The 11,702-nt window shown below is 43.5% G+C and carries 12 protein-coding genes; 9 read left to right on the forward strand and 3 right to left on the reverse strand.

Features of this window, described 5'->3' with window-relative positions:
- The first annotated feature begins 58 nt into the window (after positions 1–58).
- The 3 genes from DESPCE1_RS0110015 (at position 59) to DESPCE1_RS0110025 (ending at position 1,924) form a co-directional block, all read left to right on the forward strand.
- Positions 59–532 carry a DUF456 domain-containing protein gene (locus tag DESPCE1_RS0110015; protein WP_019850389.1) on the forward strand — a complete coding sequence of 158 codons (474 nt, stop codon included), beginning with the start codon at positions 59–61 and terminating at the stop codon, positions 530–532.
- A 222-nt stretch (positions 533–754) separates the two neighbouring features.
- Positions 755–889, forward strand: coding sequence for an Hsp20 family protein (locus DESPCE1_RS22525; protein WP_019850390.1), 135 nt, complete (start codon positions 755–757; stop codon positions 887–889).
- 108 nt (positions 890–997) lie between these two features.
- Positions 998–1,924: a DnaJ C-terminal domain-containing protein gene (locus DESPCE1_RS0110025; RefSeq protein WP_019850391.1), complete on the forward strand. Its 927-nt coding sequence runs from the start codon at positions 998–1,000 to the stop codon at positions 1,922–1,924.
- 21 nt (positions 1,925–1,945) lie between these two features.
- Here the strand turns inward: DESPCE1_RS0110025 and DESPCE1_RS0110030 are convergent, their stop codons facing one another.
- Entirely contained in the window at positions 1,946–3,781 is a 1,836-nt protein-coding gene (locus tag DESPCE1_RS0110030) for a DUF6056 family protein (protein ID WP_019850392.1), read from the reverse strand.
- Between the two features lie 110 nt (positions 3,782–3,891).
- On the opposite strand from DESPCE1_RS0110030, the gene DESPCE1_RS0110035 reads away from it, so the two are divergent.
- Positions 3,892–4,839, forward strand: a complete 948-nt coding sequence (locus tag DESPCE1_RS0110035) for a glycosyltransferase family 2 protein (protein ID WP_019850393.1) — start codon at positions 3,892–3,894, stop codon at positions 4,837–4,839.
- Positions 4,840–4,882: 43 nt separating this feature from the next.
- Positions 4,883–5,221 carry a GtrA family protein gene (locus DESPCE1_RS0110040; RefSeq protein WP_084813866.1) on the forward strand — a complete coding sequence of 113 codons (339 nt, stop codon included), beginning with the start codon at positions 4,883–4,885 and terminating at the stop codon, positions 5,219–5,221.
- 124 nt (positions 5,222–5,345) lie between these two features.
- Here DESPCE1_RS0110040 and DESPCE1_RS0110045 read toward each other — a convergent pair whose 3' ends face one another.
- Positions 5,346–5,897, reverse strand: coding sequence for a TetR/AcrR family transcriptional regulator C-terminal domain-containing protein (locus DESPCE1_RS0110045; RefSeq protein ID WP_019850395.1), 552 nt, complete (start codon positions 5,895–5,897; stop codon positions 5,346–5,348).
- A gap of 313 nt (positions 5,898–6,210) precedes the next feature.
- Between DESPCE1_RS0110045 and DESPCE1_RS0110050 the strand changes: the two genes are divergently transcribed.
- The 4 genes from DESPCE1_RS0110050 to DESPCE1_RS0110065 all read left to right on the forward strand — a co-directional run bounded on the left by DESPCE1_RS0110050 (position 6,211) and on the right by DESPCE1_RS0110065 (position 11,268).
- Positions 6,211–7,998 carry an FAD-dependent oxidoreductase gene (locus tag DESPCE1_RS0110050; RefSeq protein ID WP_019850396.1) on the forward strand — a complete coding sequence of 596 codons (1,788 nt, stop codon included), beginning with the start codon at positions 6,211–6,213 and terminating at the stop codon, positions 7,996–7,998.
- An 82-nt stretch (positions 7,999–8,080) separates the two neighbouring features.
- Positions 8,081–9,010: a hypothetical protein gene (locus DESPCE1_RS0110055; protein WP_019850397.1), complete on the forward strand. Its 930-nt coding sequence runs from the start codon at positions 8,081–8,083 to the stop codon at positions 9,008–9,010.
- Between the two features lie 93 nt (positions 9,011–9,103).
- Positions 9,104–9,631: a cytochrome c3 family protein gene (locus DESPCE1_RS0110060; RefSeq protein WP_242835383.1), complete on the forward strand. Its 528-nt coding sequence runs from the start codon at positions 9,104–9,106 to the stop codon at positions 9,629–9,631.
- A 143-nt stretch (positions 9,632–9,774) separates the two neighbouring features.
- A complete protein-coding gene (locus DESPCE1_RS0110065) occupies positions 9,775–11,268 on the forward strand; it encodes an MDR family MFS transporter (RefSeq protein ID WP_019850399.1) in 1,494 nt (497 codons plus the stop codon).
- Positions 11,269–11,278: 10 nt separating this feature from the next.
- On the opposite strand, the gene DESPCE1_RS0110070 is transcribed toward DESPCE1_RS0110065, so the two are convergent.
- On the reverse strand, positions 11,279–11,653 hold the full coding sequence (locus DESPCE1_RS0110070; protein ID WP_014793899.1) for a hypothetical protein: 375 nt from the start codon (positions 11,651–11,653) through the stop codon (positions 11,279–11,281).
- Positions 11,654–11,702: the final 49 nt, after the last annotated feature.

Consider the following 11,702-nt stretch of genomic DNA (forward strand, 5'->3'; position numbering starts at 1 on the left):
GCTAATCGGGAATTTAGGTTAGAGAGATCTATTGCAGGTATTTAATGGAGGGATTGGCTTGACCACAGTGGCATTGATCATTGCCATTCTGCTGTTTATCCTAGGTTTATTAGGCACTGTTCTGCCCATTTTGCCGGGGGCTATTCTCATTTACGGCGGCATGTTGATTTATGGGCTGATGACAGGATTTGCAACCCTGGATTTTAGCTTCTACCTTATCCAGGGCCTGGTCTTTGCCTTTATTTTTCTGGTGGATTATCTGGCGACTGCCGCAGGAACACGTCGTTTTGGCGGAAGCAGACAAGCCGGCTGGGGAGCGGCCTTTGGGATGATTGTCGGGCTCTTTTTTGGTCCCCTGGGAATCCTTGTCGGACCTTTTTTGGGTGCTGTGGGGGCGGAATTGCTGCGTAAAACAGAGTTTAACCAGGCCATCCGCGTAGGCTTTGGTACCTTAGTAGGACTCCTGGGAGGAACAATCATCAAGCTTGGTGTGGAAATCCTCATGATCATTTACTTCTTTATTAAAATTTAAGGGCAAAGTCCGGCCCGCTAAGGCCGGACTTTTAAAATGGTCCAAAGGCTCAAAAACGGCAGCTTTAATGACCTGGAAGGTAAAAGTTAATAATTGTCAAAGATAAAGGTCAAATATGGTCAGAAATCAATATTGAAGTTTTTGGGTAAAAAGTTTACACTAATATCAGAGAAGGTCAGAAACGTATATGCAGAGGTGTCTTCTATGTAAAATTTAATTTCCGTGCCACGAGTCATTTCCTTTACCAGAGTTAAAGAAGAAGAGATTAAAGCCAAATATGAAGATGGGGTACTCCAGGTAACCCTGCCCAAAATGGAAACATCTGCACCGAAGAAACATCAAATCGACATTGACTAAGGGGGGACGCACAGTTCCCCTTTTCACCATATTATGGAGTGAACACCCGCTGATGAATACCCAAGGAAAGAAACTATTAAACTAGGGAATGAAGGGAGGGGATGTCCTTTGCAATATAAGGATTATTATCAAATTCTTGGTGTGGAGAAAAAGGCAACTCTCGAGGAAGTCAAAAAGGCTTATCGAAAGCTCACCAAAAAGTATCACCCGGATATTAATCCGGGCAATAAGGAAGCTGAAGAAAAGTATAAAGAGATCAATGAAGCCTACGAAGTCCTCGGAAATCCTGAAAAACGAAAGAAATACGATAGCTTTGGCAATGAATTCAACTACCAGAACGGCTATAATTTTGACCCCTCCCAATTTGGATTCGGGAATGGTCAGTTTGAATTCAAGACCACTGGAGGAGGCAATTACAGCGATTTCTTCAACCTCTTCTTTGGAGAAGGGGGCTTGGATCTAGGTAACCTCTTTGGTCAAAAAGGTCCCCGATTCCGGGGAACACGTTCCCAGTTTGTTTATCCAGGAGAGGATGTTGAGTCGGAATTGCGCATTACCCTGGAAGAAGGCTTTCAAGGCGCCGAAAAACAGATATCCCTGAGAGGCAGGACCGAGCAGAAAAGTCTCTCAGTGAAAATTCCCAAGGGGATCAAAGAAGGAGAAAAGATTCGGCTCAAAGGACAAGGTGAACAAGGGGTTAATGGGGGAGAGAATGGAGATTTATATCTAACCCTTCGTTTTCATCCTCATAGTCATTATTCTCTGGAAGGGATTAATCTCACCACAACCGTTGATATTCTCCCTTGGGATGCAGCCTTAGGGTCCGAAGTTACGGTGAAAACCCTGGACTCTACAATCAAAGTCAGAATACCTTCCGGGATACAAACGGATAATAAGATTCGTGTCGCCGGAAAAGGGTATATCGATCGGAACGAGACGCGGGGGGACCTCTATATTAAAGTGCGAATAATTAACCCAAGCTCCATTAGTCCCGAAATGAAGAGCCTGTTTGAAAAGTTAAAGGATCTATCCTAGGAGCAATAATCGGTGATGTTCTTACTGGATATAATTAATAGGCGTATCCTCTTTAATTCCGTAGCACTGTTTCATAAAGTAGGGCATATCATTCCAATTCCCTAGATTATAACCATAATAACTTGGAGGCACCTTTTTCAGGAGGAGCTCTCCTTTTTTTTCTCCCTCATGATATTGTTTTATGGCCTCCAGATTATAGTTCTGCGGAATGGAAGCTTGATAGTAGCCGTGAAGAGTACTGCCGAAAACCATAACAGAAATAAGGCAGAAAAACACACCCAAACCGACTTGAATAAGCTTTATCCCGCTCCCGGAACCTTCTTCTCTAAACATTGAGTAGAGATAATGAATAAGTGCAAGGCCAAAGATCACACCTCCGGCAAGGGCGGGGAGTTTCTCCTGAAGGCTTAAGGTCAAGAAAAAGAAAGCCAGAGATAAGTAAAGGGTATTCCGACGGAAAGCCAGGACTGAATAGAAGATAAAGACACTGAATAAGAGCAGTGAAGGAAACATGACCTTATAGGTTGCTGCAAAACGCGCATCCACAACGATCAGCATGATTTGAGCCCCTAGGGCATTGATGGTGTTGAAGAGCAGAAAAGGGTAATCCTTTTTTATCAGCATGATAACCGAGATATAGACTAAGGCAGAGAAATAGAGAAAAACAAAGGCAATAACACTTAACCCGTAAAAAGAATGAAGATTTTCATGAGTAAGATCAAAAGGAATCTCCTTGTACAAAAGAAGGTAGATATATCCGGTCAGGGCCGCGCATAAAAGAATGGCAAGGGAGCGATTGAAGATGCGTTGTTTTCGACACATGGGTTCGCAATACCATGTCTCCGCTGAAAAGTGTTTTTCTTGAGCAGAAGAAGTTTCAGACCGGAATTCAGATCCGGCGGTTCTTGACCATTCTGAAGAGGAGAGAGTCGCAGCTACGGATGGGGGGTCACCGGCTGGGGAGCCGGGACGGGAAAAGGCAAAAAGCCAAAAGATACAGCTAAGGCTGATGAGCATTACAAAGGGAGCCGCAGGTAAAGAGAAAATATTCGTCTTGATTAGTTCGGTTATGACATCTGTAAGAACTACCTCATTACCGGCAGTCCTTTCCCAGACTAAACGCTTTAAAGAACCGTAGCTGACCAGTATATACCCTAAGAACATGACTCCATAGAGGGGAAGAAACGTTCTAAAGGGCAGCTTTCTGCGGATAAAGTAAAGATAAACAGAGATCATGACAGTAAAGCCGATTCCGATCATTCCTACCTGCTGAGTGGAGGAGCCGACAAAGAAGGCCAGAGCAATAAGCAATAACTTTTTACTTAGGCTTCTGGAACCTATCCGGGTGTAGAGCAGATAAGCATATAATAGAACAAGGGCCATGGGATAGAGATAATTAAAAGCACAGGCAGCATAATAAATTGTTATATGGGCAATTTTTAGGGGCAAAAAGAGAAAGAATAAGACAGCGCAGAGCAGGGCAATCCAGAGGGAAGGATTGTCCTTTTTCTTATGGAGAGAGGATTCGGAGAAGGTGGCCATTTTGGCCAGGATATAGACTACCGACATGAGTATAAGGGGATTGAGGATACGGAAAAACTCGATTTGCGGTTTAAGAGCCAAGACCATTGCTCCGCCGATCCAGACCCGTCCATTGGAATTCAATTCATCAAGCAGAGCTTCTGGAAGGTAATTCAGCCCGTATTGAGCATCCCGGCTGTAGTATAAATCATCGGCATAAAGGAAAATGTAACGATGAATCCAGAGCATGGCGAAAAGAAAGACCAGGAGAATCAGCCAGTCTCTCTTTGAACATCTGGAACTGGATTTTAGATAAGCATATAGATTCTTAAACAAGATATCACTCCAATGAAGGCTGTTGTTTAAAAAAGCAGGTAATACGTCAATAATTTAATTAGAATTAATTTTCAACCTGTTTTATATGATTGTTTTTTGGGGGCAGTTCATTGATTTCCATAATCCTACCCGTATACAACGAAGAAAAACAAATATATGTCAATGTCCAAAGGATCCGCTCTATTTTATTAAGTGAAAAGATAAAGCATCAGTTCGTTTTGGTTGACGACGGGTCTACGGATGGTTCGTGGTCAGAGCTGCAGCGATTAGCCGAGGACTTCGATAATGTACTCCTTCTCAAATTCAGCAGGAATTTCGGTAAAGAGGCAGCTTTATGTGCAGGATTGGAGGCCGCGGCAGGGGATGCTTGTGTCACCCTCGATGCGGATCTTCAGCACCCTCCCGAGTACATTCCGGAAATGGTCCGTCTCTGGCGGGAGGAAGGGTATGAAGTGGTAGAGGGAATCAAAGCCACACGTGGCAGAGAAACGGTTTGGGGAAAAATAACCGCCTTGACCTATTACAGATTGTTTAATACAGCTACTGGAATTAATCTAACCAATGCTTCGGATTTTAAACTCTTAGACCGCAAAGTAGTGGAAGCTTGGAAAATGCTTAAGGAGACGGACACCTTTTTCCGGGGCATGTCGGCTTGGTTAGGGTACAAACGAATCCAGATTCCCTTCCAAGTTCAAGAGCGAAGGGAAGGTCAATCCAAGTGGTCCTTGCCAAATTTATTTAAACTTGCTATTGATTCCATAACCTCCTTTAGCTCCATGCCTTTACAAATCATCACCGGACTTGGGATAGGGCTTTTGCTTTTTGATGTGGTCTTAGTTGGTCAGACTCTCTATATGAAGTTTAGCGGTCAAGCCTTTACCGGATTTACGACCGTGATTATTTTAATTCTGGGTATCGGCAGTTCGATCATGATCAGTCTCGGCATTATTGGGATCTATATCTCGAAAATTTATGACGAAGTCAAAGGAAGACCCCGCTATATTATCTCCGAACAGAGAAAAAGTGTAATCAAAACAATTCGCAGGAGAATTCAATAATAGAGAGACCTGGGAGGGGAAGACCATATTTATCAAGTACATTATTGTCGGTGGCTCTACAGCGCTCCTGGAGCTATTGCTCTTTCTCGGGTTGCGAAGGGGAATCGGGGTGGATGTGGCTCCAGCCAATATTATAGCGATGGGAGTTGCCACGGGAGTCAATTTTCTGATGAACAGGAATTGGTCCTTTCGCAGCAGTACCAGGATAAGTCGCAGTTTTGTCTTATATATATCCCTTATTCTGTTCAATATGATTTTTACCACTTGGATGATTACACTTTTGGTGAGTTGGGGGCTAATCGACTTCTGGGCCAAATTCGTTATGATGGCTGCTGCAACAATTTGGAATTTTATCCTCTATAGGAAAGTGATTTTTACCTAAATGATAAGAAGCAAATAGACAAGAATACTGTAAAAGACAGTTAAAGAAAGCACCGGTGAGTTAAAAAACTAAACTACCGGTGCTTTTGGCTTTATCAAAATGCCGATTGCTCTATAATACGTGGCTATAGGTTATGATTAAAAATTTCCTTCAATTCGCGAGGAAGTACAGTATCAATTAATGTTGCCAATTCCTCAGGCGGTTCCTTCATACCTTTCTCCCCCCAAATAAACATAAGCTGTGAAGCAATTAACGCCGCCGCATCAATTTGGAAAAGCAAGGCTTTTGTGGGTGGGACCTTAATGTAGTTAGTTAGCGTTGTGGCGTATATGTCCCTAGAGCGTCGATAAGCATATTTTTCAACAGAATTGTAATCCACAGAATTGGCAGCATAGACATATACCGATCTTTCTTTATGTAGTTCCGTAAATAGTTTAATATGAGCCTGCAGCCATGTTAGCGTACGGCCAATTTGCTGGAGAGTATCCTTAGTCAAAAGATCAAAATGCCAGTTGACCACCGAATACTTATCCTGAAAGTAGCGGTAAAAAGTCTGACGAGAAACATGGCTTTCTTCGCAGAGTTGTTTAGTACTAATAGAATCAAGATTGTTTTTTTCGAGAAGACAACCAAGGGTGTGAAAAATACGCCACTGTACTTCATGGTATTCTTGCATCACTTGTTGCTCCTTAATTATGAATTCCACTGTGGTCAGGTTCTATAGAAACTAATATCTTTATTGAATTTTGTTTAAACAAAATTGAGACACTTCAGTCAATCTGTAACTTCAATACTGAACTTTAGCTTGTTACTATTATAACATAATATTAAGGTTTTTGAAGGATAAATATATAATATTTAACTGAAGTGTAAATTTATGATAATTCATGAGAATAAACACACTATCACAATAATTACTATAAGTGGAGGTGATTCTTAAAAAAATAAGTTCAAGATAGAAATAAAGGATAAAAAAGGAGAGGAAAACAGTGGTTGAGAAAAAAACAGGTTCTGAAGAAAAGAAATTATCCCGAAGAGATTTTTTGCGGAACACCAGTATTTTGGCTGGAGGAGCTGTTCTCGGTACAGGTCTATTAGCTGGCTGCTCAGAAGGTGCAGCAAAGGATACTCCAGCTCCAGCCACTCAAACATGGGATTACGAAGCAGATGTCGTTGTAATTGGTCTGGGGGGTGCAGGTGCTTCGGCAGCCATTGAAGCTTACGATGCTGGTGCAAAAGTTCTTGTTATAGAAAAGCAAGCGGAAAAGGCCCATTACCCTAATACGAGAATGAGCGGCGGCGTATGGCACAACCCTGATCCAATGGGCGACAGGGCAGCCCGGGTTGAGTATATCAAGGCTATGATGAGCGGGGAGAATATTCCTTGGAAGAGCGAAGGTGAGCAAGAACATGTATCTGCTGAAATGGCAGAGATGTTTGCTGACGGTATTATGAATGTAGAAAATTTCCTGATGACCCAAGCTCCCGATCTCGATCCCGCCGGCATGGCACCCGGGGGTGAGGCATCCTTCCCTATGTTCCCGAAATTTAAGGAAGCCAAATATGGCAAAACGATTAGTACCCGCTATAAGGATTTCCAAAATGCTGATTCCAAGGTCCCGGCCTATGAGCGACCCAAAGAGCAAAAATCCGCAGGGGAGGCTTTCTATTGGGCGCTTGTCGAAGAGGGAATTAAAGGAAAACGTCCGGAAATTCAGATTTTATTCAGTACTCCGGCCAAAAGGTTAATTCAAGGAGAAAATGGTGAAATTCGAGGGGTTATCGCTACTCAAGGCGATAAAGAGATCAAAGTTAAGGCTAAAAGAGGAGTCGTGCTGTCCAGTGGCGGGTACGAATATAATCTCCCCATGCGCAGAGCCTTCCTGGAGGGTCCTGGAGTCACAGGCTGGGGATTTTACGGATCACCGGATAATACGGGTGATGGCATTGAAATGGCTATCCTGGTGGGCTCAGGTCTGGTTAAAGTGGCTAAAGCAGCCTCCCGTATTGAGTCAGCCTTCCCTTACGGGAAAAATTGGGATGAAAAAGGCCTTAAAATGGGTTCCAATACTAGTGTAACCTCCTCGAAGAACAGTGTTATCGTAGATAACTTCGGTAAGCGATATACGGATGAACACATCATCACCGATTCCACACGACCCTATCGTTATCAATTCTATAAAGAAGCTGTCCACTATGACCTCTTAACTATGAACTACCCTCGGATTCCCAGCTGGATCATCTTTGATGAAACCCGTAGAGCCTCCAGTCCGGTGGTAAGCACCACTGGCTCAACCGTGGGTTATGGCTTCCTGCCTTGGAGTAAGGATAACTTAGATGCCATCGAACGGGGATGGATCCTCAAGGCCGATACCCTTGAAGAATTAGCGGAAAAGATCAAGGCCGATCCGGAAAACCGTGAACTCATTGATACTCAGACCCTAATCGACAACGTGAAGAGATTTAACGAATGGTGTGCTGTCGGTGAAGATAAAGACTTTGGTAGAACCCCTGCTACCATGGGCCCTGTTGAGAAGCCACCTTTCTATGCTATGAAGCTATATCCAGGGGGACCAAACACCAAGGGTGGTATTGATGCCAATGCCAAGAGGGAGGCCCTTGATTGGAATGCCAAACCTATTCCAAGGCTTTACACAGCCGGTGAAATATCTTCAGTCTTTAAGTTTACTTATCAAGCCGGTGGCAATTTAACCGAATGTATAGTATGCGGACGTGTAGCAGGTAAGAATGCTGCCGGGCTAACCCCTTGGTCGTAAGCTTAAGACTAATAGATGGATGAGGGCCAAAGCTTCTGGCCCTCTTTCCTGACTCAATCTTATCATCAAGGAGAATACTGCTATGAATGAATATACACAAGCTGAGATCGGACATAAGACTAATATTGAGATTTTGAACATCCTCCCTGAGAAAGTAAATGCTGGAGAGGATCTATTGATACAAGTCAGGGTTACGAGTGTTTCTAATAATGACCTTTTAGGCTGCAAAATTCAAGTTATAGATTTTTCAAGTAATATTGTAACTGAAACCGAACTGAATTTCTTCAACAGGATAGATAATGATACCTATGAATTCCCACTGAAAGCGCCAAAAGAACCTGGTGAATATGCATGGACAGTACTTTTTCCGGCCCAACAAAAGGAAGGCACTCTATTTAAGGAAAGTTCTATGCAATTCTCCTTTATAGTAAAACCCCACATGATCACAATAAGTTCTTGGGGTGTATTGTCTCCAGTGACTCAAGGCGAAAAATTCAAAGTCAATATTGGAGTAAAATGTTCCGCTGGTTGCTCTCTTGCAGGGCTTCCTCTCTTTGTAATGGACGACAATCATCAGCAGGTGGCCGTCGGCCATTTGAGGGAAGAAATAATGCCCCAGACTCATGGATTTTATTGGACAGAACAAGAACTCACTGCTCCAACGGATGAAGCCTTCCACAAATGGGCAATTCAATGCCGCGCACAGGAATTGGAGATCCAACACCAATCACATCCAGAGACTTTTCTATTCCGTACAGCAAAGCCACCTGAACATAAAATCATGATTAAGGTCATCAACAAATTTGATAAGTCGCCCATTCAGGAAGCCTACGTTATGCTGGGTTTATACAAAGCAACAGCTGATAAAAATGGAGTTGCCACACTTGTAGTGCCTGGAGGCAATCAAGAATTGTATATAACAAAAGATGATTACATATCTTTTCAGACTTCCCTTGAGATCAGCGAAGATACTGATATCAAGGCTGAACTTGAGTATTGCCCAGTGTTGTAGGAAAAATCCTCAGTCCAAGGAGTGGTTAAACTGAAAAGACAAAATATACTACGAATGATCTTACTTATTGTCTTGTCCTTGGTGGTTATTGGAGTGATTGTCGGATGTTCAAAAACTTCAGATACTGCACAAATCCCAACTCCACCGACAACTGGAGAGCCCGCGTCACAGGCAGCAGGATCAGAGGAGTGGTGGACACCGGATATGGATTGCGCTCTCTGTCATTCCAGTAATGTAGAATCTATGAAGAACACTACCCTCACCATCGCTGTTCATGCCCAAGAAGGCCAAAACTGTGTGGATTGTCATGGCTTAGAATCTCTTCAAGAAGCCCATAAAGGCGCCGCTACAGTCCCGGGCAATATCAATGTAAGAATGTCCAAAGAGATGTGCTTCGAATGCCATGGTTCCTATGAAGAGATAGCCGCTCTTACGGTAAACAGCACCGTACTTCCCAAAAAAGATGGTGGCTATGTCAATCCCCATGTTCGCCCCAATGAAAACCATGATGACAATGTAGAGTGCTATAAATGTCATAAAATGCATATGGACTATGACAAAAGAGCAGAGTGTTTAAGTTGCCATCACACAGGAGAGCTTACTTGTTACACATGCCACTAATAGACATGAGCAAAACAGAGTGAGGGATCTCAACATGAGAATCCCACACTCTGTTCTTCTTTTAAAAGGAACTGTATTCTTGACAATTATCCGGCATAGGGGTATCGTAAAGTTTCGATAAGTCTTATAAGCAGGTGATGTTCATGGATACCGCTCAAAAATCCAATCGGAGTCTTGTTTTAACTTGCATCATGTTAGCCACCTTTATGTCTGCCATTGAAGGGACCATTGTCGCCACTGCGATGCCTAGTATTGTGGCGGATCTTGGCGGTTTCTCCTCTTTTAGTTGGGTTTTTTCCGCTTTCTTATTGTCACAGGCTATTACTATACCCATTTATGGGAAATTAGCCGATCTTTATGGGAGGAAACCGATTTTTTTTATTGGGGTCATTATCTTCCTGATAGGTTCTGTTCTTTGCGGCTTTGCCACCACCATGAATTCACTCATCCTCTTTCGCCTGATTCAGGGAGTGGGTGCCGGTGCGGTACAACCCATTTCGGCCACCATCGTAGGGGATATCTTTGCCGCACATGAGCGAGCTAAAGTTCAGGGATACATATCCGGTGTCTGGGGCGTCGCTTCAGTTATAGGCCCTGCCCTGGGAGCGGTTTTTGTTCAGTACATTCATTGGGCCTGGGTCTTTTGGGTGAATATCCCTATTGGGATAATATCCATGGCAGGCATTTATTTCTTTTTTCATGAATCTGTGAAAAAGCAAAGTCACGACATTGATTATGCCGGTTCTGGATTGATATTTCTGGCAGTCAGTGCTTTAATGTTCATTCTGATTCAAGACGGAGTCGTTTGGCCGTGGGTATCTTGGCAGGTGGGAGGACTCCTTGCCTTTATATTGGTGGTTCTGATCCTTTTCATCCGTCAGGAAGAAAGAACAAAAGAGCCTGTTATGCCTCTTGGTCTATGGAAGGATCGTCTGATTACACTATCCAATCTTGCCACCCTGACAACGGGGATGTTGATGATTGGTGTGTCGACCTTTGTTCCCACCTTTGTACAGGGGGTGATGGGACAACCCCCTATAATTGCCGGTTTTGCTTTAACAGCCATGTCCATTGGCTGGACAGTAGCAGCTGCCTTAGTAGGCTTAATTATGGTAAAAGTCGGTTTTAGACCAACAGCAATCAGTGGCGGAGTGTTTTTATTAGCGGGTTCCATTCTCTACCTTATCATACAGCCTCAGATGGGATGGTTATGGGTTGCAGCAGGCTCCTTTACAGTAGGGATCGGAATGGGGCTTACCCGGACCGTATTTATCGTAGCAATCCAGAACAGTGTCCACTGGGAGATGCGGGGTGTGGCCACAGCCACGAATATGTTTATGAGCATCTTAGGAAATACCTTGGGAGCAGGGCTCCTGGCGGGGATACTTAATGGCCGTCTGTTAAATTATTTGAATCTAAGAGCAGCGGATATTAATATTCCCGTGAGTATCGACCTTGTCAACACGATTCTAGATCCCCAAAGGATGGCAACGATTCCAACTCATATCACGGCGATTGTCAAAGAAGGTCTGGCCTCTTCTCTTCATTATGTTTTTGGGTGTATTTTTCTTATGGCAATAATAAGCACTGTACTTTTAATTTTTCTGCCTGCAGAGCGCAGGGGAGAAGCTGAATAAAGAAACCGGCCTATTCCAGTTCATAAGGTACGATGTAGATTTGTTCTCCCATTTTACGGGCCTTAATCAGCTCGCAATGCCTTAATATGGCTATCTCCTTATCCAGCTCCCATTCCTTTAAGTTAAAGGAAGCCATCAGTTCGGGGCGGGTTAGTTTTCCGATTTCCTTGATTCGGTCATAGATATTACACTGGAGTTCGGTAAGTCCATCTGTTCCGCTCTCCCCGGAAAGCTGACGGTGAGTTTTGGCAGAATGAACTGCAGTTACATCACAGGACTTAGGAGGTTGCAGAGCACCTATATAGCAATCTTCACAAAGGATTTTGCCTCGATGGCTGTAGCTTTCACCATCAGTGATCGGATCCAGGCACCGTTCGCAGTTCATAGAGCATTCCTCCTTAAATTAAGAATAAAATGGTAACCTACCTTTAATA

This window comes from Desulfitobacterium sp. PCE1 (assembly GCF_000384015.1).
GTDB classification, from domain to species: domain Bacteria; phylum Bacillota; class Desulfitobacteriia; order Desulfitobacteriales; family Desulfitobacteriaceae; genus Desulfitobacterium; species Desulfitobacterium dehalogenans.

Bases quoted from the DNA above. Each gene is read 5' to 3' on its own strand.
- DESPCE1_RS0110065 (WP_019850399.1), top strand. From the start codon at position 9,775: ATGGATACCGCTCAAAAATCCAATCGGAGTCTTGTTTTAACTTGCATC.
- DESPCE1_RS0110055 (WP_019850397.1), top strand. From the start codon at position 8,081: ATGAATGAATATACACAAGCTGAGATCGGACATAAGACTAATATTGAG.
- DESPCE1_RS0110070 (WP_014793899.1), bottom strand. From the start codon at position 11,653: ATGAACTGCGAACGGTGCCTGGATCCGATCACTGATGGTGAAAGCTAC.
- DESPCE1_RS0110045 (WP_019850395.1), bottom strand. From the start codon at position 5,897: ATGCAAGAATACCATGAAGTACAGTGGCGTATTTTTCACACCCTTGGT.